The sequence below is a fragment of the Streptomyces flaveus genome (assembly GCF_014647675.1).
Taxonomy (GTDB): Bacteria; Actinomycetota; Actinomycetes; order Streptomycetales; family Streptomycetaceae; genus Streptomyces; species Streptomyces flaveus.
In genome coordinates this window covers 202,404-222,563 of the sequence record NZ_BMPQ01000004.1, presented here as the reverse complement: position 1 = coordinate 222,563, position 20,160 = coordinate 202,404, and the positions used below count along the sequence as shown (strand labels likewise).

At 67.9% G+C, this 20,160-nt stretch carries 20 protein-coding genes; 10 read left to right on the top strand and 10 right to left on the bottom strand.

What is annotated here, in order from left to right:
* Nucleotides 1-32: 32 nt before the first annotated feature.
* The 3 genes from IEZ21_RS10385 to IEZ21_RS10375 form a co-directional block, all read right to left on the bottom strand.
* Nucleotides 33-785: a dienelactone hydrolase family protein gene (locus IEZ21_RS10385; RefSeq protein WP_189321581.1), complete on the bottom strand. Its 753-nt coding sequence runs from the start codon at nt 783-785 to the stop codon at nt 33-35.
* Between the two features lie 166 nt (nt 786-951).
* Nucleotides 952-2,181 (bottom strand): alpha-hydroxy acid oxidase, encoded by a 1,230-nt coding sequence (locus IEZ21_RS10380; RefSeq protein WP_189321580.1) that lies wholly within the window; start codon nt 2,179-2,181, stop codon nt 952-954.
* Between the two features lie 129 nt (nt 2,182-2,310).
* Complete coding sequence (locus IEZ21_RS10375) at nt 2,311-2,733, bottom strand: GlcG/HbpS family heme-binding protein (RefSeq protein WP_189321579.1); 423 nt, start codon at nt 2,731-2,733, stop codon at nt 2,311-2,313.
* Between the two features lie 562 nt (nt 2,734-3,295).
* Between IEZ21_RS10375 and IEZ21_RS10370 the strand changes: the two genes are divergently transcribed.
* The 7 genes from IEZ21_RS10370 (at nt 3,296) to IEZ21_RS10340 (ending at nt 10,064) form a co-directional block, all read left to right on the top strand.
* Nucleotides 3,296-3,490, top strand: coding sequence for a ferredoxin (locus IEZ21_RS10370; protein WP_033328224.1), 195 nt, complete (start codon nt 3,296-3,298; stop codon nt 3,488-3,490).
* Entirely contained in the window at nt 3,487-4,629 is a 1,143-nt protein-coding gene (locus IEZ21_RS10365) for an NAD(P)/FAD-dependent oxidoreductase (RefSeq protein WP_189321578.1), read from the top strand. Before IEZ21_RS10370 ends, IEZ21_RS10365 begins: the two co-directional genes overlap by 4 nt.
* A 118-nt stretch (nt 4,630-4,747) precedes the next feature.
* Nucleotides 4,748-5,506, top strand: coding sequence for an IclR family transcriptional regulator (locus tag IEZ21_RS10360; RefSeq protein ID WP_189321577.1), 759 nt, complete (start codon nt 4,748-4,750; stop codon nt 5,504-5,506).
* A 127-nt stretch (nt 5,507-5,633) separates the two neighbouring features.
* Nucleotides 5,634-6,506 carry an oxidoreductase gene (locus tag IEZ21_RS10355; RefSeq protein ID WP_189321576.1) on the top strand — a complete coding sequence of 291 codons (873 nt, stop codon included), beginning with the start codon at nt 5,634-5,636 and terminating at the stop codon, nt 6,504-6,506.
* Nucleotides 6,507-6,825: 319 nt separating this feature from the next.
* Nucleotides 6,826-8,274 carry an aldehyde dehydrogenase family protein gene (locus tag IEZ21_RS10350; protein ID WP_189321575.1) on the top strand — a complete coding sequence of 483 codons (1,449 nt, stop codon included), beginning with the start codon at nt 6,826-6,828 and terminating at the stop codon, nt 8,272-8,274.
* Nucleotides 8,275-8,656: 382 nt separating this feature from the next.
* The gene (locus tag IEZ21_RS10345) at nt 8,657-9,448 is read left to right on the top strand and encodes an SDR family NAD(P)-dependent oxidoreductase (RefSeq protein ID WP_189321574.1); all 792 of its coding nucleotides are present in this window, start codon (nt 8,657-8,659) and stop codon (nt 9,446-9,448) included.
* A gap of 49 nt (nt 9,449-9,497) precedes the next feature.
* Complete coding sequence (locus tag IEZ21_RS10340) at nt 9,498-10,064, top strand: VOC family protein (protein WP_189321573.1); 567 nt, start codon at nt 9,498-9,500, stop codon at nt 10,062-10,064.
* A 340-nt stretch (nt 10,065-10,404) separates the two neighbouring features.
* Here IEZ21_RS10340 and IEZ21_RS10335 read toward each other — a convergent pair whose 3' ends face one another.
* On the bottom strand, nt 10,405-11,589 hold the full coding sequence (locus tag IEZ21_RS10335) for a cytochrome P450 (protein ID WP_189321572.1): 1,185 nt from the start codon (nt 11,587-11,589) through the stop codon (nt 10,405-10,407).
* A gap of 634 nt (nt 11,590-12,223) precedes the next feature.
* On the opposite strand from IEZ21_RS10335, the gene IEZ21_RS10330 reads away from it, so the two are divergent.
* Both IEZ21_RS10330 and IEZ21_RS10325 read left to right on the top strand, forming a co-directional pair.
* Nucleotides 12,224-13,513: a Rieske 2Fe-2S domain-containing protein gene (locus IEZ21_RS10330; RefSeq protein ID WP_189321571.1), complete on the top strand. Its 1,290-nt coding sequence runs from the start codon at nt 12,224-12,226 to the stop codon at nt 13,511-13,513.
* A 14-nt stretch (nt 13,514-13,527) separates the two neighbouring features.
* Nucleotides 13,528-13,983 (top strand): ferredoxin reductase domain-containing protein, encoded by a 456-nt coding sequence (locus IEZ21_RS10325; protein WP_246567536.1) that lies wholly within the window; start codon nt 13,528-13,530, stop codon nt 13,981-13,983.
* Here IEZ21_RS10325 and IEZ21_RS10320 read toward each other — a convergent pair.
* From IEZ21_RS10320 to IEZ21_RS10295, 6 genes are all read right to left on the bottom strand, one after another.
* On the bottom strand, nt 13,970-14,716 hold the full coding sequence (locus IEZ21_RS10320; protein ID WP_246567534.1) for an SDR family NAD(P)-dependent oxidoreductase: 747 nt from the start codon (nt 14,714-14,716) through the stop codon (nt 13,970-13,972). The genes IEZ21_RS10325 and IEZ21_RS10320 overlap by 14 nt on opposite strands.
* 397 nt (nt 14,717-15,113) lie before the next feature.
* The gene (locus IEZ21_RS10315) at nt 15,114-15,842 is read right to left on the bottom strand and encodes a TetR/AcrR family transcriptional regulator (protein ID WP_246567532.1); all 729 of its coding nucleotides are present in this window, start codon (nt 15,840-15,842) and stop codon (nt 15,114-15,116) included.
* Between the two features lie 32 nt (nt 15,843-15,874).
* Complete coding sequence (locus IEZ21_RS10310; RefSeq protein ID WP_189321570.1) at nt 15,875-16,834, bottom strand: PDR/VanB family oxidoreductase; 960 nt, start codon at nt 16,832-16,834, stop codon at nt 15,875-15,877.
* Nucleotides 16,831-17,922: an aromatic ring-hydroxylating dioxygenase subunit alpha gene (locus IEZ21_RS10305; RefSeq protein ID WP_189321569.1), complete on the bottom strand. Its 1,092-nt coding sequence runs from the start codon at nt 17,920-17,922 to the stop codon at nt 16,831-16,833. Before IEZ21_RS10305 ends, IEZ21_RS10310 begins: the two co-directional genes overlap by 4 nt.
* Nucleotides 17,923-17,968: 46 nt before the next feature.
* A complete protein-coding gene (locus IEZ21_RS10300; RefSeq protein ID WP_213089280.1) occupies nt 17,969-18,574 on the bottom strand; it encodes a nuclear transport factor 2 family protein in 606 nt (201 codons plus the stop codon).
* Nucleotides 18,575-18,633: 59 nt separating this feature from the next.
* Nucleotides 18,634-19,254: a PadR family transcriptional regulator gene (locus tag IEZ21_RS10295; RefSeq protein WP_189321567.1), complete on the bottom strand. Its 621-nt coding sequence runs from the start codon at nt 19,252-19,254 to the stop codon at nt 18,634-18,636.
* Nucleotides 19,255-19,428: 174 nt separating this feature from the next.
* Between IEZ21_RS10295 and IEZ21_RS10290 the strand changes: the two genes are divergently transcribed.
* Nucleotides 19,429-20,133, top strand: coding sequence for a TetR/AcrR family transcriptional regulator (locus tag IEZ21_RS10290; RefSeq protein WP_246567530.1), 705 nt, complete (start codon nt 19,429-19,431; stop codon nt 20,131-20,133).
* The last annotated feature ends 27 nt before the right edge of the window (nt 20,134-20,160 follow it).

Below are 20,160 nucleotides of genomic sequence, written 5' to 3'. Positions count from 1 at the left end.
GGGCTCGGCCATCGGCGATCGTGGATGTCCTGTCAGACGAGGGTGGTGGCCCGGATGAACGCGGTGACCTGGGGCCAGGACAGGTCGGTGGCCGCCTTGTTGACCGGGTTGTGGTGCTGTGCGCGGGCGGTGAAGCCGTGCCCGGCTCCGGGGTAGACATGCGCGATGCTCGGCCCGGTGGTCCGCGAGTTCAGAGCGGTCTGCAGCCGATGAAAGCTCTCCACCGACACTACCTCGTCCGCGCCTGGATAAAGGATCATGGCAGGCGCGGCGATCCGGGCGGTGAACTTCGTGGCATCCAGGGTGTGGTTCGGTGCCGGGGTGTCTCGCACGGTGGGGTGGTAGGCGACCACGTTCGCCATCCGGCTGTCCCGTCCACCGAGCAGCAGCGCGAACCGGCCGCCTATGCACCAGCCGATCACACCGACCCGTCGGCAACCCAGCTCGCCAAACATGTGGTCGAGCAGCCGGCCCATCTCGGTCAGGCTGGACTCGTCATCCAGCTCCGACGCCCACTGGAACTGGGTCTCCATCTGTGACGGGTCGTCGCTGCCGGGCCGACCGCGCCAGATGTCCCAGGACAGCGCGTTGACTCCAGCGGCGGCCAGACCGTCGGCGAGCTCGCGCAACTGCGGCGAGATCCCGGTGATCGACGGCAACAGCAACATTCCGCCGGTGGAGGCCTCCCGCGGGCGGGACAGATACGCGTTCAGCCCGGCCACGGTGACGTCCTCACCAGCACACGGGACATCGGCGGTGACGGGGGTACTGATCTCGTTGGCCATACTTTCACTACTCTCTACCGAGCTTGATGAACAGTTGTCAGTCAGAGTGGGTCGCACTCAGAATCCGAAGGCGGGCGCAGTCGCTACGCGGGCGGCACTGCGGGAGAGGCACAAAGGTCCGGCTCGACCGGCAGCCCTCACGCGCCTGGCGCGCTCGCCCCAGTGGTCAGGACAAGCGGATCGAGACGTGTTCCGGGCGTAGTTCGGTGACGCTGTTGACCCCGAGCAGTGCCATGGTCTGGACGACCTCACGCGACAGGATCTCCACGGCACGAGCGACCCCACGCTGACCGCCGGCCATCAGGCCGTAGAGGAAGGCGCGACCCACCAACGCGGCGTTGGCGCCCAGCGCCAGGGCGGCCACGATGTCGGCACCGGTCGTCATACCGGTGTCGACCAGGATTTCCGCCCGCCCGTCCAGCTTCTCGCGTACTGCCGGGACCAACTCGACGGGTACGGGGGCGCGGTCCAACTGCCGCCCGCCGTGGCTGGAGAGCACGATGCCGTCCGCGCCGGCGTCAACCACTCGCTGGGCATCAGACACCGACTGGATGCCCTTGACCACGAGACTGCCCTGCCAGTGGCCGCGGAGCCATTCGAGGTCGGCCACCGTGATCGCGGGATCGAAGACGCGGTCGATCTGGTCGGCGATCGTGCCCTCGGAGGCCGCCAGGTTGGCGAAGGTGAGTGGCTCGGTGGTCAGCAGGTCGAACCAGTAGCGGGGGTGAAGGGCTCCGTTGACGAAGGTGCGCAACGTGAGCTGCTGCGGCACGGTGAGGCCGTTGTGCACGTCGCGCAGCCGAGTCCCGGCGACGGGGGTGTCCACGGTGAGGATCAACGTGTCGTACCCGGCCGCGGCCGCACGGTCGACCAGTTCCTTGGCCGAGCTGCGATCACGCCACAGAAACAGCTGGAACCACTTCCGCGCCTGAGGGCCGGCCGTCGCGGTGTCCTCGATCGTGGTACTGCCCATCGTGGAGAGGGCGTAGGGAATCCCGGCCTGTTCGGCGACGGCGACGACGGCTCGTTCCCCTGCGGTGTGCATCATGCGCGTGAGGCCGGTGGGAGCGAACGCGAAAGGCTGGGCGGACGGTTTGCCGAGGATCACCGTTTCAGCACTCACATGGGAGACGTCGCGGAGCGCCGACGGATGGAACTCGAGGCGCTGGAAGGTCTCGCGAGCTCGACGCAGCGCGAGCTCCCCCGCCCCGGCCCCTCCGTCGGCGAAATCGAAGACCGCCCTGGGCGCCCGTCGCCGTGCCAGAGCGCGAAGGTCGGCGATGGAAGCCGCTCGCGCCAACCGCCGCTCCGTGCCGTTGAGTTGGATCGGAGCGGGGCGCAACAGCTCGCGAAGCTCAGCTGGGCGCGGCAGCCGACGGTGCACCTTGGCGGTCAATGCGATTCATCCCTTCCGTCACCATGTCCAGAGCACATCACGTGCCATGCCCCGGCCAGAGGACCTCCTCGGGGCACTAGGGCCACGAGGAGGTCCTTGATCACCCTCTTGTCCGCCTGCGGTCATCCCTCAATTCAGCAGGTCAGCGATGCTCTTCAGCGCCGCTCCCGCGATGCGGGCGTCCACACCCCCATGGGCCCCGCCCACTCCCAGGCCGCCGATGACTTCGCCGTCGTTCGTGATGATCGGGAATCCCCCCGGCACCGGGTGCAGCTGAGGATCGACCAGATGTACCGGATTCGCTGCCATGACCGGGCTCGCGGCCACCTCGGCGAATTCGGCGGTCGTGATGCCCATGACCGCGGCCGTGTAAGCCTTCAGGCGCGACGTCGAGACCGCGATCGGCCCGGCGCCGTCGTCAGCGAGCACGACCTTCGTGATACCGCTGCGGTTGACCACGGTGACGCTGATTTGCTCTCCTTCGGCACGCGCCGCGTCAAGGGCCGCCTCGGCAGCTCGGCTGGCGATCTCGTAGCTCAGCGGTTCCCTCATGTCGTTCCCTTTTCCATGCGTGTTACCGGCCTCACGACCGGTTCTGTCAGCTGAAGAGTGGTCAGGCCGCACGCCACGTGGCACCGGTGGTGACGGCGGCGTTGTGGTTGGGCGGCCAGAGGTGGCAGGGACATCGATGCGCCGCCCGGGCCGGCCTCTATCGGCGACTGTGTTCCCGCTCATGGCGACGTTCCTCGGTCGTCACGCTCTCTCAGAGGACGGCACACCGAGGACTCGGCACCATCAGACGGGGCGTCATCGACCGCCCCGCCTCCGCGACGCGAACAACGTAACACCGCGACTCGCCTCACTGAACAGCCCTGACAAACTTTTGTCGAAGGTATTAATCAAAGCGACATCTGGGTGCTACGTTGCGGTTTCAGCAGAGGTCGGGCGGCCGCCGAGGCCAGAAATCCACGATGCCGCCCGACGAAAGGCAACGTCATGAAGGCTTCCCCGAGTCAGGGACGTTGCCCTCATCTCCGGTCTGATCGAGCGGTTCTTCCCTCGAAGCCTGCACGGAGAGCCCTCGCATGCCTGACATTCATGGAAGGACAGTGAGATGACCCGGATCGTGGTCGACTTCGAGCGCTGCGAGGGCCACGGGCTGTGCGAACAGACCGCGCCCGAGGTGTTCCGGCTCGACGACGAGGGCGAGTTGCACCTGACGCGTGATGAGGTGGACGCGGAGTACGAAAGTGTCGTCGCGGCCGCCGTTCGGGTGTGTCCCGTCGCGGCGTTGAAGGTGCAGCCGTGAAACGGATCGTCGTGGTCGGTGGGTCCATCGCCGCGGTCACGGCGGCGCAGAGCCTGCGTGCTGAGGGCTACGGCGGCCAGGTGACCGTGCTCTCCGAGGAGCCTCATCCGCCCTACTCGCGCGTTCCACTCTCGAAAGGCGTGCTGGCAGGGCGGGAGTCCGTGGAGTCGGCTCTGCTGCCGCTCCCGAGCGAGGACATCGAGTTCCGTACCGGAGCACGGGCCGTGCGGCTCGACACGAGCGGCCGTACGGTGACAACGGCCGACGGCACCGACATCCCGTACGACGGGCTGGTGATCGCCACCGGTGCCCGGGCACGCCGCCTCACCGGCGACAGCGACCTGGTGGTGCGCACCCTGGACGACGCCTCGAGACTCGCCGCCCGGCTGGCCGCGGCCCACAGCGCGATCGTGCTGGGCGGCGGCTTCCTCGGCATGGAGATCGCCACGACCTGCCGGACGCTCGGCCTGGAGGTCACCATCGTCGACCTCGTACCGCCGCTGCTCAGGCTGCTCGGGCCGTGGCTGGCCGAGCTCGCCGTCGCGGCCGCCCGTGACCACGGCATACGGGTCCGGGTCGCACCGGACGGCGTCGAAGTGCTCGACGAACACCGCGTGCGCTGCGGGGAGTCGGTCCTGACGGCCGACGTGATCGTCTGCGCGGCCGGTGATGTGCCCAACACCGACTGGTTGGAGGACTCCGGCCTGGCCCTGGACGCGGGCGGCGGCCTCGTCACCGACGCGTGCTGCCGCGTCGCTCCCGGCATCGTCGCCGCCGGAGACGTCGTATCCCGCCAGGGGCGCCGAACTCCCCACTGGACCAACGCGGTTGAGCAGGGGCGTACGGCCGCGGCAAGCCTGCTGCACGGCGAGTCGGCGCACCCGTACCGACCTGACCCCTACTTCTGGACCGAGCAGTCCGGACTCGACATCAAGATCAGCGGCGAACTCCCGCTCACCGGAACCCCCGAAGTCCTCGCCGGATCGGTGGACGACCGCAGTGCGCTGCTGAGATGGCACCGCGAGGGGGGCACAGCCACCGCCGTGGCCGTCAATCACCGACTCCCCGTCATCAAACTCAAGCGCCTCGGCGCCGGAGTACCGACACCAGTCCCGGCCCGTACGAGAGCCCGTACGTAAGGACGTGACCATGACTCACCCGCGCCTTGCCCCTTACGATCCGCTCACCCCCGCCCGCCAGGTCGATCATCGGCGCCTCGACCTTCGAGCGGCCCTCTGAGACGGCGACGGCGGAATCATGCCGACCTCGAATGAGCCGGGCCGCAGCAGCACCAGCCGTGTCTTCGCGATTCTGCACGCCTGCCGGCGCAGCGCCGCCCCGATGACGCTCACCGAAATCTCACGCCGGTCGGGGATCCCGGTGGCGACCGCCTACCGACTGTCACGGGAGCTGATAGCCGAGGGCGCCCTGGAGCGGAACGACGACGGCAGCCTCCAGATCGGGATCGGGCTGTGGGAACTGGGCTCCGCCGCACCGCGACAGCGTGGCCTCCGCCGCGCGGCGCGCCCGGTCATGCAGTCGCTGGCGGGCCATACCCGTACGGTCGTCCACTTGGCCGTCGCCGGCCATCACGAGGCCGTGTGCGTCGACAAGGTCGCCGGGCCCCGGGCGGTCTCGAATGTGGCGGAGGTGGCCGGCAGCCTCCCGCTGCATGCGACCGGCGTGGGAAAGGTGATCCTGGCCTACTCGGACGACCCGGACGTCTGCGCCGTCCTGCAGTGCACGTCGCTGCGCCGGTACACAGCACGGACCATCGCCGGTCCCGGCCGGCTGGCAGCCGAGCTGGCCGGGGTGCGGGATGCGCAGGTCGGTTACTCGCGGGGTGAGCTGACGGTCGGAACGACATCGGTCGCCGCGCCTGTCTTCGACGCCGAGGGCCGGTTCGTCGCGGCGCTCGGCGTTCTGGCACCGGAAGCCGAGCAGGTGGACCGGCTGGCACCCGAGGTGCGCAGAGCCGCGGATGCCATCTCACGGCGCCTTCCCGCCAACGCCTGACGCTCCTTGAGGTCTGGATTTGAGGTCTGGATTTCGATGATCGAAAGGCTCGCTGGCGCCGGTCGGCGAGCCCGGTCAAAAGTGGCTCCGTGACAAGGTTTAGTCGCTGTACCGCGGCATTGACCCGATGAAAAACACCTGGAACATCAGCCAGATGCCCGACCTGACCGGCCGCACCGCGGTCGTCACCGGCGCGAACAGCGGCCTGGGCATCCCTACAGCCCAGGCGCTGGGCAAGGCCGGCGCGCACGTGGTGCTCGCCGTGCGCGACCTCGACAAGGGCAGACAGGCCGCGGCCACGGTCCCTGGTAGCCACGAGGTCCGCCACCTCGACCTCGCCGACCTTTCATCGGTGCGTCAGTTCGCCGCCTCCTGGGACGGTGATCTGGACCTGCTGATCAACAACGCGGGCGTGATGATGGCTCCGGAGGGGCGCACCAAGGACGGCTTCGAGACGCATTTCGGTACCAACCACCTCGGCCACTTCGCGCTCACCAATCTGCTGCTGCCGCACATCACCGACCGCGTCGTGACGGTCTCCGCCGCTGCGCACCGGTGGGTGAGCGGAATCAACTTCGACAACCCGGACCTCAGCGGCGCCTACAACGCCCGGCAGGCATACGGCCAGTCCAAGCTGGCAAACCTGCTCTTCACGCTTGAGCTGCAGCGGCGGCTCAGCGAGATCGGATCACCTGTGCGTGCGCTCGCCGCGCATCCCGGCCTCGCGGCGACAGATCTGCTGCGCACCCCGAAACCGGTGCTGCGCATGTTCATCCGAGTGGTCGCGCAGGATGCCGAGGCCGGTGCCCTGCCGACGCTCTTCGCCGCGACCCAGGATCTTCCCGGTGCGAGTTACGTCGGGCCGGACGGCATCTTGGAGATGCGCGGCGGCCCAACCCTGGTCAGCCCTACCGTGGCCGCGAGCGATCCGGCGGCGGCTGAACGCCTGTGGGCGCTGTCCGAGGAACTGACCGGCACGAGCTTCGTCGTGAGTGCTTAGTCCCGATTCGCCGATGAACAAGAGCGTGTCCTACGTGGTGAGGCGGACGAGTCGCTTGTGCAGCAGCTGGCGTCTCCTCGTCGAGATCGGCTGCCGGCCGCAGTGGCGGGCAGTCTCCCGTGAGTATCCGACCTGCGGCATCAGGTCGGAAACAGTACATTCCGTTCATCAAAAACACGCTTTGACACAGCCTCAGGCCCGTCTTCAGCATCGGGAGACTCACGCTTCTACGGCGGTCGTCGGCCGTCCACATCGATACGCGTGTGGCCAGGCCGGCAGTGTGACGAACAGCGCCGTTCCACACCGAAAGGGGCTCCCCATGACGAGCCAGACCACCGTGCCGCAGATCGGGCATCTGATCGGCGGACAGATATCTGCCACCCATCTCCGGAACGCGTACGACCCGGGGCGACTCGACGAGGTCGTCGCCCAGGTGGCCGTCGGCACGGCCCAGGACGTGGACCGCGCGGTCCGCGCCGCGCACGCGGCCTTCCCCGGCTGGCGTGACACGCCCGTCGCCGAGCGTGTCCAGAAACTGCTGGCCGCCGCGGAACTCGTCGCGGGCAGCGCCTGTGAACTCGCCCCGTTGCTCGTGCGCGAGCACGGCGGTGTGCTCGGGGAGGCGCAGACCGACTTCGCCCTGGGCGCCGGGAGCCTCCAGTACACCGTGAGCCTGGCGGAGGAGTTCCTCCGTCCCGTCCAGTTCGACGACGAGCAGAGCTTCATCAGCGTGGAGAAGGTCCCCCGAGGTGTCGTGGCGGCGATCGTGCCGTGGAACATGCCCGTGGTCCTGACGATGATGAAGCTCGCGCCCGCACTGGCCACCGGCAACACGCTCGTGCTCAAGCCGTCGCCGTTCACCCCGGCCGCCCTGACATTGGTCCTGCACAGGATCGCGGACACTCTGCCGCCCGGTGTGCTCAACGTGGTCCACGGCGAGGGCGATGTCGGGGCCGCGCTGTGCGGCCACCCGCTGGTGCGGAAGGTGGTGTTCACCGGCGGCACCACCACCGGCCGGAAGGTCGTCGAGGCCACCGCCTCAACGATCAAGAACGTCACCCTGGAACTGGGCGGCAACGACCCGGCGATCGTCCTGGACGACGCCGACACCGACGCCGTCCTCGACCGGATGCTCAAAGGCGTCTACACCCGAAGCGGCCAGATCTGTTTCGCCGTCAAGCGCATCTACGTGCCGCGCGGCAGATACCGGCGGTTCGCCGACGCGCTGTGCGACCGGGTCAACGAGTACGCCGTCGGCCACGGCCTGGACCCGCAGGCATCCTTCGGTCCGCTCAACAACGAAGCGCAGTTCAAGAAGGTACTCAGCCTGCTGGACCGTACCCGCAGCTCCTCGGCGACCCTGGTGGAACTGGGCCGGAAACTCGACCCGTCCTCCTGGGACAACGGCTACTACCTGCTGCCTCACGTAGTTCGCGACGTCGAGCACTCCGCTCCGGTGTCGTGTGAGGAGCAGTTCGGCCCGGTGGTCCCGCTGATCGCCTACGACGACGAGGAGCAGGTGGTCTCCTGGGCCAACGACAGTGAATACGGGCTCTGTTCGTCGGTGTGGACCACGGACCCGGACCGGGGGCTCGCGATGGCCCGTCGTATCGAGGCCGGCAGTACGTTCATCAACACCCACTCGTTCGAGTCGCTGGATCTGCGCATGCCGTTCGGCGGTATCAAGCAGAGCGGGATCGGCAGGGAGTGGAGCACCACCGGTCTGTCCGCTTACGTCGAGGAACACGCCATCCGTCGGCTGAAGTGACCGGTCAGTGACCGGTCATGGCGGATTGCGGAGCCAGTCACGACACCAGTCGTAGTCTGCTATCGGCGCTGTTCAGAGGCGTAATTCGCCTTGATGCGGGGGCGCGTGACAGCTAGTGCCACGCGCCGACGATTCTGGTCACCGGAGACGGCGTCGTCGGTTACAGCCGAGCTGGGCCCGGCCATCCAGAGCGCGCTCACGGCCGGACGCCCCATCTGTATCGATGTACGCGTGAGCTTCGACCCCATTCCGCCGGAAGGGAAGGCGATCATGGGCGGGTCGCCGTTCGGTGTCATCGAGAAAATCACGCTTGCGACAGGATGAAGCCGGGCAAGCCGGAATTCGACCTCAAACTCAAGAAACAAACGCGAAAGTAGAAAATATGTCATCCAGCGACGGCAACAGAAATCAGCGGTTTCTGTCAAAGGTGTGTCTGGTCACCGGAGGAAGCCGCGGACTCGGGTTGGCGACAGCACAAGCCTTCGCCCGCGAAGGCGCCCGAGTCATCATCGTGGCGCGTGATCAACAGCAACTGTCGGCTGCCTCCGCTCAAATCAAAGGCGACGTGATCGCCATTCCGGGAGACCTCGCCACCCTCGCAGGGATCAAACACGTCGTGGCCGAACTTTCGGCGCATGTCGATCACATCGACGTGGCGTATCTCAATGCGGGTCGGGCGGGCATAAAGCGCCTCGACGCCATGGACGAGGAAACCTGGGACCGCGTCTTCGACACGAACGTCAAGGGCACCTTTTTCCTCGTTCAAGCGATAAAGCCCTTGCTTGTGCCTGGCAGCGCGATCGTGTTCTGCGGTTCGGCGGCGGCAAAAAACGCCACAGCCGGGCTGGCCGCTTACGGAAGCAGCAAAGCCGCGCTCGAGCATCTGACCCGTATCATCGCCGCCGAACTGATCACCGAAGACATCCGGGTCAACATGGTTGTCCCCGGCGGAATGAACACAGACATCGCCCTGCACACCGACGGGCTTGACCCCGAGAACAGCCGGGCTTTTCGCGAGCGCATCAGGCTGGGCACCCCGATGCTGCGTGAAGGCGAGCCGAGCGAACTGGCGGATGCCGTGCTCTTCCTCGCCTCCTCCGAGGCAAGCTACATCACCGGCGCACAACTCGCGGTCGATGGCGGCTCGGCCAACTTTAGGCGCCCCCCTTCCTGATATTCGCGCCATTCCGGCACCCCACCAACTACCGATTGGAATTCCAGTGGTGGACGAGTCGTTTGGTCAGCCCGTCGGTGCCGCCTTCCAGATGGCCTACTTTTTGCCTGACGTCGAAGCCGGAATGAAATGGTGGACAGCGAATTTCGGAGTGGGCCCGTGGTTCGTCATCGACAGGATCGGTGATACCGGAGTGACCTACCGAGGCAAGCCTGCGAATGCAGAATTCAGGATAGCCATGGCCTACTCAGGACATCTGAATATTGAGCTCATCCAGACGCTTGACGACGGGCCGTCCATCTACAAAGAAGCGCGCGAAAGGCGCGGCTATGGCTTCCACCACGTCGCAAAGGCAGTGCCGAACCTTCAGGAGGCCGTTGCGACCTGTCGAGCTCACGGATTCGTCGTGCTTCATCACTCGCCGACCCCTGGAGGGGGTCAGGTCTACATTCTCGACGGCGGAGACGACGGGCCGGGAATGATAGAACTCGTCGAGGACGTTCCTGCAACGCGCAAGGTCTTCACAGCAGTACGGCGAGCATCGATGGGCTGGGACGGCAGTAACCCGCGTCGCGACTTTGCAGAGATCTTGGCAGTACTGGAAACTGTCGACTGAGTTCGACCGGGGTCACGTGCCGGTACCAGGCGGGGCAGAGAGGGCCTGGCGCAGACGAAGAGCGTGGCGTCCGCGATCCGTCGGCCTCACGACACACGTGTCGCCCACATGGACGAGCCACGACTCCTCGACCACGTGGTACGGGCGCTGTGGGCGCGTCAGGCGAAGACGCTGATCGGTCCAGTCGAGGCACGTACGGGCGTGCGGCCGGTGCCGCCCCGCCTGGCCGGCCTGTTCGGCCAGCCGCCGGCAAAGTTCTTGCCCTCGATGTTCGACAGCAGCCCGAGCAGATGTGCACGGACGGTGGCCCGCGGCTCAACTCGTCTGTCCGCGCGGTCTCTCAGGACCAGTACAGACGAAGCGGCAGGGACCGTAGATGCCTGGCGTGGAGGTCGGGCTGGTAGTCGAGCTGGTCCGGTGGGACCGCCAACTCGAAGCGTCGCACCGTGCCCAGCAGCACCTCCAGAGCGGTGCGCGCCTCGAGACGGGCGAGTGCGTGGCCCAGGCACGTATGCTCTCCCCGGCCGAACGCGAGGTGGGAGTAGGGCGAAACGCGATCGAGGTCGATCTCGTCGGGCCGTTCGGCCAGCTTCGGGTCACGGTTGCCGGCGCCGAAACTCACCAGGAGGCGAGCGCCGGCCGGAATCGGCGTGCCGCCGAGCTCGGTGTCACGGGTCGCGGTCCGGTACAGCCCTTGAACGGGTGATTCCAGGCGCAGCGACTCCTCGAGGAACGTCGCCAGCCGCGAGGTGTCCTGCCGCAACTGGTCGGCCAGCCGCGGGTCCTCGGCCAGCAGCCTGGTGCTGCTGCTGATGACATCGGCGGTGGTCACGTTACCGGCGAACAGCAACTCGATGACGAACCGGGTGGCGTCCTCCGCGTCGAGCCCGGACGCTGCGATCGTATGCAGAATGGTGGTCTCCTGCTCGACACCGGCTGCCGCCTCCAATGCTGGCGCCAGGAGCGCACCGAACTCCTCGCAGGCCCGCACGAAGCCGACCGGGTCAGGGGAATCGTTGAGGAAGGAGAGCACCTTCTCCGAGAGCCGTCGCATGGCAGCGGTGTCCGCTTCCGGGATCCCCAACACAGTGCTGATGACAGCGATGGGTAGCTTGACGGCGAAGTCGGCCACGAAGTCAACCTCGGCCCGCCCGCGCAGGCCCTCGATCAGCTCCGCGGACATCGCCCGCATCTGCGGCTCAAAACGAGCGATCCGGCCGGACGTGAACGCCCTGTGCGCCAACCTGCGGCGCCAGCTGTGTTCCGGCGGATCACTCGTGACCAGATAGAACCCTGTCGCCGCCGGCCCGTTCCCCGGCTCGGGCGGCGGGAGGCCGAGCGAGTCGCACGACGAGAACGTCTCGACATCACGCAGCACCGTGCCGATGTCCTCCGCCCGAGTAACCATGAAGGCGTTGACCTCCTCGACGAAGGTCAGTCCTCGCGCCCGCAGTTGGGCGTACAGCGGGTACGGACAGTACGAGGCTTCGGGCCCGACCGGGGCAGTCGCACCATGACTGGACATGACCGACCTTCCTTCCTGTCGATTCAGCGGCTCGCGGACATTCCGGAGCCGGGGCGCGCAAGCCCAAGGCCCGTGGGAGAGTCCTGCCGAGCCATGCTGCAGGGACTCGGCTCGAGACGAAACGGCAGCTGCCGTTGAATGAAAAACCTTGGACGTCCCGGATCCAGGCGGCCACCGTCGAGCCGTTGGCCCGCAGAGATTTCCTGACAAACTTTTGTCAGAAGTATTAATCAGAGCGGCTTCTCGGTGCTACGTTGCCTTCCCAGCAGAGGTGCGACGGCCGATGTCGGCCCGCCCGACAGCGCCGTGTCGTCGGCTTCATCCCCTGTGGCCAGAGGTGCCGCGAACGCGACAGCGTGGAGCCGCGCGAGGCCCGAAACCCCAAGTGAACGTGATCAGTAGCACGCGAGTGCAACCGGCCGGGAATCCGCAGTCCCTGCCAAGGAGAGGTAACGCCATGACGGCAGTGCACCAACCGGAGCCGGGGCATCACGCCGCCGACCGGCGCCGCCCCGACGGACGGATTGCCTGAGGCACCTCCCACTCGCCGGAAGACTGCTCGTCGTGGCCCTCGAAAAGCGACGGTGACGACATTCAGCCGGGATTTCACCCCCTCAACGTCGAGGAGACCAACATGACAGAAACCAGCACTGTGGACACCGGTACCGGTTACGGCCGCGAGACACCGTCGTACGACGCGCGGCTGGCCGAGGTCGGCCCGGGCACGCCGATGGGCGAGGTACTGCGGCGGTACTGGCAGCCGATCGCCGTATCGGCGCAGCTCACCTCCGACACGCCGCACCGCACGCGGATCCTGGGCGAAAACCTGGTCGTTTTCCGCGACGGCCAGGGCCGCCCGGGCGTCGTCTTCGAGCGGTGCTCGCACCGCGGCAGCAGCCTCTTCTTCGGCCGTGTCGAGGAGGACGGCATCCGTTGCTGCTACCACGGGTGGAAGTTCGACGTGCAGGGTCACTGCCTGGAGCAGGCCCTGGAACCGGACCGTGGCCGACGTCGCGAGGTCGCACGGCAGCCCTGGTATCCGGTCGAGGAGCGGTACGGCCTGGTGTTCGTCTACATGGGGCCGCCCGAGCGCAAGCCCGCCCTCCCTCGCTACGACGCCCTGGAACCCCTGGGAGAGGGCGACCAGTACTACGCCGCGTGGCCGATTCCCGGGCTGCCACCGACCGGCCTGGTGTCGGACTTCAGTTGGCTGAACATGTACGACAATGCGTGGGACCCGGCGCATGTGTGCTGGCTGCACTCCAACCACAGCGGCTACCAGATCATGGGTTCGGGCACCACCGGCCTGCCCGAGGCCTTCTTCGATCCGGAAGCCGTCCAGGACAACATCACGTACACCAGGACCGAGTTCGGAGCCAAGTACGACCATCTCATCCGGGACAAGGCGGCCAACGGCGACGCTCGAGAGCGGAGCTTCCGTACGGAACTCCACCTGCCGAACGTCTTCGCGCTGCCGGACTACGTGAGCCTGGCCACAGACCAGGGGCCCGACCAGATGATGTGGGTCGTCCCGATGGACGACACCCACCACCGGGTGTTCTTCTCCATCCGTTCCAGCGACCCCGAGCGCGTGAGCCGCTTCGCCTTCGGCATCAAGCAGAACGGCAAGGACCTGTGGGAGCTGACCGAGGAGGAGCGGCAGCAGTTCCCCGGTGACGGTGAGGCACAGGCCTCGCAGGGAGCGATCCCGATGCACTCCGAGGAGACCCTGGCAACCACCGACCGCGGCGTGGTGATGCTCCGCCGCATGCTCAAATCCATGATCGACGACGTCGAGGCGGGCCGCGACCCGCTGGGCGTGAGCACCCTCGACGGCCCTCCACGCCGCGTCGACGCCGGCATCTACACCCTCTCCACTGGTACGGCACAGACCGCAGCGACGGCGCCCGCGGCCGGAGCCTGAGAAAGGACGCGGCCGTGACGTGGACGGAAGCGGTGGTCGTCTCCCACTCCCTCATGACCCCCGATACAGCGGTGATCGACCTCGCACCCGGCGAGAGACCCGAGCTCCCGGCCTACACCGCCGGAGCGCACATCGATGTCCAGACCGGCTCCGGACGGCTAAGGATCTCGCCACCGCGCAACCGCTTCCCCCTCGTCACGGCCCGCCGGCACCTGCTGTTCGCCGACGGCATCGGAATCACCTCGCTGCTGGCGATGGTGCACCAACTGGACGCCGAGGGTGGCGACTACACGCTGCACTACTGCGCCCGCAGCCGCACCCACGCAGCCTTCGTACCGCAACTGAAGGAACGGTTCGGCAACGACCGCGCCGCCACGCAACCCGACGCGGCCGGAGTCCGTCAACGCCCGAGAGGCATCCGCCGGTACGGGCTGGACCACCTGCGCCGTCGAGGCGTCAACGGCGTGTGAGTCCTCCGTCGACGGCGAGGATCTGGCCGGTGATGAACGCGGCTTCGTCGCCGGCGAGGAATGCCACCGTGTTGGAGACGTCCGCCGTCGTCTGCCGCCGCTTCAGATTCTGCATCTGTACGGTCATGTCGAAGAACTGCTCGCCGGCGCTCTGGAGTGCCTTGGCCGTCGGGACCAGACCGGGGGCGACCGCGTTGACCGTGACATCATGTTTCGCCAGGTTCGCCGCCAGCACGCTGGTGAACCCGTTGAGGGCGCCCTTGGAAGAGACGTACGCGACGAACGGCGGCGGGCTCGTCCAGTAACTCCCGGACGTTATGTTGATCACCCGGCCGGCGTCGGACTGCTTGAGGTCCTCGAGAAAGGCCTTGACCGTCAGGAAGGCTCCGTTCACGTTGACCGCGAAGACCTTGTTCCACTGCTCGAACGTCACGTCGTCGATATCTGCGAAGGGCACGATGCCCGCGTTGTTCACGACGATGTCGACCCGGCCCAGCGCATCCCGGACCTCCGCGGCGAAGGCGTTCACCTGTGCCTCGTCGGAGACGTCGACCTTCGTGCTGAAGAACCGGCGGCCGTTCCCCTCGACAAACCCCTGCGTATCGTCCGCCGCGTCTACATCGGCAACCGCGATATCGGCGCCTTCGGACGACAGCTTCCGGGCGATCTCCTGACCGATCCCGGCACTACCGCCGGTCACCACGGCAATTTTCCCCGCCAGACGTCCCGCCATGACACAACTCCTTTTCCGCGGGCCGGAGATGTCCGTGAGCGTTGCCCGCTCAGCCATCCGCGGCCCTCAAGACCAGTGGCCCCGCGTCCAGTTCCCGGCTCGATCGACGGGAGAGGCCGGGCGCCGCCTCCACAGCGAACGACGACCTGGCCCCCGCCGCCGGGCATGCGGCGCAGCCCCTTGACCGGCCATGATGCGTGGCTTCCACTCGCGGCGATACGGCGCGTTCCGTTCAACGAAAGGCGTTGCGGTACGCCCCGTTGAGCTGAAGCCCACGCCGGTCCCCAGCGGGTCGTGACGTGGACTGAAGTGGTGGCCGGCTGCCACGCCTCCGCGGCCCTGTGCATCGCGGTGATCGGCCTCACGGGCAAGGCAGCCGAATACAGCCGGGGCACCGTCAACTGCCGGGCTGATCCCCGTCCTGTACCTCGTCGACGTCCGGAGAGGGGACCGCCCGACTCCTCGGTCCCTCCTCGGGGGCTTCGGCGATCGCGTACATCACGCGCGCCAGTTGTTCGGCGTAACGGTCGATGAACTCGGGGGAAGCCGGGTCCGCGCCGGTGACGGCGGCGGCCAGCTGCGGCAGCGCTTCCGGCGCGATCGCCGCGGCGAAGAACGCCAGCGTCAACGCGCCGACATCGAGATCGGCGCGGATCTCGCCCCTGGCCTGCCTCTTCCGGGTCTCGTCGACGACGTCGAGCAGGCGGCTCGCCCATGCCTCGGGAGGAGCGGGTCTGCCGTCGAGTTCGGCGCGCATCAGCGTGCGGACGATCGGCACCTTGTCGTCGTGTTCCCAGCGCACGTAGTCCCGGACGATCTCGGCGAACGTCTCCGCGCCGCTCATCATGGTCGCGCCCTTGGTGATCCAGCGCTCGGTGAGGGCGTCGTAGAGGCCCTTCTTGCCGCCGAAATGGTAGGTGATCAGCGAATGGTTCACTCCGGCCGCGGCGGCGATTCGCTCGACCCGTGCCCCCTTGAAACCGTGCTCGCCGAACTCCTCGTTCGCCGCGTCCATGATTTTCTGGCGCGTGCGTTCCGGATCGTGTCGACGGCGCGGATCGGCCGGGCGCCGATGCGGCTTGCGCCGCCCTGCGGGGTCAGGGGCGTGCTCGTCCTTGTCGATCACCTTTCGAATATAGCCCCCCTTCCCTCGGGGACTCAGCAGTCGATGGTGACCCCGCGCCCGGCGATCCGGGACACACAGGCGCACATCTGACGGCCCTCGGCCCGCTGCCGTGAGGACAGGAACACGTCACGGTGGTCAACGGGCCCGTCGCTCTCCAGGATCCGGACGCGGCACAGCCCGCACTCCCCGCGCAGACAGTCGTACATGATCTCGACACCCGCCGCCTGCAAGGCGTCCAACATGCTGGTGCCGACCGGGACTTGGACCGTCACGCCGAGGCGCTCCACGGTGACCTGGTACGGACGGGCGGCATGGTCGCCGCTCGTGCCGAAGGTCTCGAACCGCAGGTCCGCCGGCGATCGCCCCTCCTGCTGCCAGGCCCGGCGGACGTCCCTGAGCAGTCCCATGGGACCGCAGACGTAGAGCACGCCACCCCGGGGAACCCGGGCGACCACCTCGGCGGGGCTCACGCGACCTCCGCGTGCGGATTCGGCCAGGGTCACCAGACCGGGGTGAGCGGCTTCCAACTCCTGCGCGAACGCCATGTGTTCGCGGGACCGGCCCGCGTAGACGATCCGGTAGTCGCTGCTTCGGGAGCGCAGGGCGCGTGCGAGTCCCAGGACGGGAGTGATGCCGATTCCGGCGGCGAGCAGCACGCTGGGGGCAGACCCCGGGTTGAGCGGGAACTCGTCTACGGGGCCCACGACTTCGAGTTCGTCGCCCCGTGTCAATGAGTGCATCCACACCGATCCGCCCCGGCCGTCCCGCCTTCGGCGTACGGCGATGCGCAGGAGGCCGTCGTCGTGGCCGAGATCGACGAGGGAGTACGACCGGGTCTCATCGCCGCCTGGAAGGCGGACAGTGACGTCCAGGTGGCTGCCGGGCGGTGGCACGAGAGCCGGGGTCGGCAGGCGCAGCGTGATCAGGGCGATGTCCGGTGCCGCCTCGTCGCGGGCTTCGACAGTCGCCACGCGCTTCGTGCCGCCGCTCATGCCGACCGCCGTGTCGTGGCGGCGACGGACGCGAGGGTGGTGGGGTGGGTGCGTTCGCGGCCCTGCTCGGCGGCGACCTTGGCGTCGATGATGCGCCGCGCCCACATGCCGCCGATGTCGATGTTGAGGTTGTAGAACTCGTGGTCGGGGTTGGCCTCGATGGCCCGCTGCTGGGCGTTGAGCATGTCGGTGTCCTGGCCGAAGACGCAGGAGACGTTCTGCCGCAGGAGGTTCGTGAGCCCCTGGTCACCGAGGTGGTAGTTGCGCGTGAACGCCCAGAAGTAGTGGCAACGGCCGGGGCCGGCCGGCGTGATGGTGTTGAGCACGTGACCGTTGACGCCCGCGCTTCGGTCTCCCTCCGGCGCTCCCGTGCCGACGGGCGCGACGCCGACGTCGATGGTGACCGTCGAGGGTGCGGTGAATCGGATGATCTGCCAGCGGTCGACCGGGCCGCGGTACTCCGGTGACTTCCGCCTCAGTTGCATGGCCAGGAACGGGGGCGCCTCGATGCCGTGCATCCAGCGGGTGAGGGTGACCGAGTCCGCGTCGTGTGCCACGTCCGGCTCGGCGTCGGACAGTTCGTCGTTGGCGAGGCTGTCGGCGTGCAGGAACTGTTCGTGCGTCAGGTCCATGAGGTTGTCCAGCACGAGACGGTAGTCGCAGTCGAGCTCGATCCGCTCGCCGTCACCGGCCCACGCCGGGTCGTCGTTCCAGTGGAGGTCGGGGACGAGAGCCGGGTCGGCCCTGTCGGGGTCACCGGGCCAGATCCAGACGTAGCGGTGCCGCTCGACGACCGGGTAGGAGGTCACGGCCGCCGAGGGGTTGAGCGTCTCCTGGGCCGGCATCCGCGTGCAGCGCCCGTTGGGGCCGTACGTCACGCCGTGGTAGCCGCACACCAGGTTGTCGCCGTCGAGCCGGCCCATGGACAGCGGGACGAGCCGGTGCCAGCAGGCATCGGCCAGGGCGACGGGGGTTCCCTCTGACGTGCGGTACAGGACGACCGGGCGTTCGCAGATCGTGCGCGGGAGGAGCGTGCGGCCGACCTCGGTGTCCCAAGCCGCCGCGTACCAGGCGTTCAGGGGGTACATGCGGGGAGCCCCCCTTCCAGCGGAGCCGGTGTCGGCGACGGGCAGGTCACTGGGGCGCTCCGGGCCGCTCACTGCCGGCCAGCCAGGCGGCACCCTCCGCGTAGAGCCGGTCGACCGCCTCGCCGACCAGGCCCGGCAGGCCGGGCTTCACCGTGAATCCGGCCTTCGTCTGTACGTATCCCAGGTGGCGGTACCCGGCCGGGAACCGGGCGAGCAGTTCGGGATCGAGCTTGAGGGAGGCGGCGGGGTCGACGACGTCGAGGCGGTCCTTCTCGTAGATGGGCTGCCTGCGGACGATCGTCCACTCGCCGCCGTCCCGGGACAGGAAGTCGTAGAACCGGCCGGTGCACACCACGTCCACCAACACGCCATCCACCTCTGCCCGCTGACTGATCGTCATCTTCGTCTGCGCGATCGCCCGCTCCCCCGCCACGTCCGAGGTGTGGCCGCCCAGGAAGTGCAGGATGCTGACGCCGTTCTCGAAGCCCTGCCTGCTGGCGGCGATGAAATCCGCGGCGGGGCCCTGGAACCAGGTGGCGCTCATCCACCCGTCCGGATGCCACACCGTGGCGAACCGCTCCCAGTCACCGGCGTCCCGCCACAGCACCCAGTTCTCCACCAGCTGCCTGATCTTCGCCTGATCCGCGTCCATCGAGATCTCCATCTCTGGTTACCGCCGGCGCTCGCCTGGTGCGTCCCTTGACCGTGCGGTCAAGCGCCCGGCTGCTCGGCGGCTTCTTCCTGGGACCGGCCTGAATGAAGCCGGTCCAGCAGGCGCAGTCCCTCCCGCGCCCACTCCACCTCGGCGCGGGCGCGGGCGATGAGACCGCTGTACGCGAAGGCCTTGAACTCCACGACCGCTTCCTGCTCGCCCGGCGGCGTCCGCTCCAACCGCGCCAGGAGCAGGGGGACGCGGCGCGCGAGGATGTCCTCGCGCTGCTTCTCGTACGACGCCAGGGCGTCTTCGTAGAACCGCGCGTGCGCCTCCAGTTGGGCACGCGCCGCCTCGGGGCTCGCCCATTCGAAGTACGCCGCCTTGAGCCGCTGGGGGTCCCGCTCGCGCCGCGGTTCCTCGACCTTCTCCACCCAGGCCCGCAACTGCTCCCGGCCGGTCTCGGTGATGCTGTACCGGCGCTTCCTCGCGTGCTCGCCGCGAGGCACCTCCTCGCCCTCGATGAGACCGGCGGACTCCAGCTTGCGCAGCTCGGGGTAGATCTGGGTGTGCGGCGCGTGCCAGAGATAGTCGACGGAGGCGTCGAACTGCCGCATGGCGTCGAAGCCGGTCATCGGCCGGGCGGCCAGCAGAGCCAGCAGAGCCACGCGCAGCGACATGGGGAACCTCCGCAAGGGACGGCGTCACCGCCGACGAGCTGGAACGGGTATTAATGTATCTCCATACATACCTGTGTCAACGGTTTCGGCAGAGTGCGATGGTGCCGAGCAGGTGGATCGAGCTGTGGGCAGAGTAGTTGGCCTATCCAACAAGATCGCGGGTAAGGTCGTCCCGTGGCAGCGGAGGAGACGACGTCAGGAAAGCCGGAGGAATCGTCCGGCAGGCGGCAGCGCCGGAGGCACCCCAAGAATCCCGACCGTCAGCGGGACCCGGTGGGCACCCGGCGGGCCATCCTGGACGCCGCCGGCGCGGAGTTCGGCGCCCATGGCTTCGACGGGGCCCGGGTCGTGCGGATCGCGGAGTCGGCCGGCGTCAGCCATCAGCTGATCACCTACTACTTCGGGGGAAAACGCGGGCTGTACGAGGCGCTGAGTGAGCAGTGGCTCGAGGAGTCCATCCGGGTCAGCCAGACCCACACCTTCGCGGAGGCCGTGCGGCGCTACGTCCACTGGGCCGGGGAGGACCCGGCGTGGGCGCACACGCTGACGCGCGAAGAGCCCGGCACGCGCCCACCCGCGGAGGACGAGCGGGCCGCCGAGCTGTTCAAACATGTCGAGGAACTCCGCGAACGGCAGGCGCGCGGTGAATTCCGCGGTGACCTCGACGTCGGGGCCGTGGCTCTCGTTTTCTTCGCCGCCTCGATCGCTCCGGTGGCCCTCCCGTGGATCGCCCGTGAACTCACCCAGCAGGACCCCACCTCACCGGAGTTCCTCGACCACTACGCGGAGCAGGTGGGCCGGATCATCTCCGCACTCGCCGAAGCGACACAGGCGACGCAGGACGAGGGCTCGCCGGTGAACGGCGAGCCCAAGGACTGACGACGACGGTTGCCGGGCTCCTGGAGC

Bases quoted from the DNA above. Each gene is read 5' to 3' on its own strand.
- IEZ21_RS10345 (WP_189321574.1), top strand. From the start codon at position 8,657: ATGTCATCCAGCGACGGCAACAGAAATCAGCGGTTTCTGTCAAAGGTG.
- IEZ21_RS10370 (WP_033328224.1), top strand. From the start codon at position 3,296: ATGACCCGGATCGTGGTCGACTTCGAGCGCTGCGAGGGCCACGGGCTG.
- IEZ21_RS10355 (WP_189321576.1), top strand. From the start codon at position 5,634: ATGAAAAACACCTGGAACATCAGCCAGATGCCCGACCTGACCGGCCGC.
- IEZ21_RS10385 (WP_189321581.1), bottom strand. From the start codon at position 785: ATGGCCAACGAGATCAGTACCCCCGTCACCGCCGATGTCCCGTGTGCT.
- IEZ21_RS10330 (WP_189321571.1), top strand. From the start codon at position 12,224: ATGACAGAAACCAGCACTGTGGACACCGGTACCGGTTACGGCCGCGAG.
- IEZ21_RS10375 (WP_189321579.1), bottom strand. From the start codon at position 2,733: ATGAGGGAACCGCTGAGCTACGAGATCGCCAGCCGAGCTGCCGAGGCG.
- IEZ21_RS10320 (WP_246567534.1), bottom strand. From the start codon at position 14,716: ATGGCGGGACGTCTGGCGGGGAAAATTGCCGTGGTGACCGGCGGTAGT.
- IEZ21_RS10335 (WP_189321572.1), bottom strand. From the start codon at position 11,589: ATGTCCAGTCATGGTGCGACTGCCCCGGTCGGGCCCGAAGCCTCGTAC.
- IEZ21_RS10310 (WP_189321570.1), bottom strand. From the start codon at position 16,834: ATGAGCGGCGGCACGAAGCGCGTGGCGACTGTCGAAGCCCGCGACGAG.
- IEZ21_RS10350 (WP_189321575.1), top strand. From the start codon at position 6,826: ATGACGAGCCAGACCACCGTGCCGCAGATCGGGCATCTGATCGGCGGA.
- IEZ21_RS10295 (WP_189321567.1), bottom strand. From the start codon at position 19,254: ATGTCGCTGCGCGTGGCTCTGCTGGCTCTGCTGGCCGCCCGGCCGATG.
- IEZ21_RS10360 (WP_189321577.1), top strand. From the start codon at position 4,748: ATGCCGACCTCGAATGAGCCGGGCCGCAGCAGCACCAGCCGTGTCTTC.
- IEZ21_RS10300 (WP_213089280.1), bottom strand. From the start codon at position 18,574: ATGGACGCGGATCAGGCGAAGATCAGGCAGCTGGTGGAGAACTGGGTG.
- IEZ21_RS10305 (WP_189321569.1), bottom strand. From the start codon at position 17,922: ATGTACCCCCTGAACGCCTGGTACGCGGCGGCTTGGGACACCGAGGTC.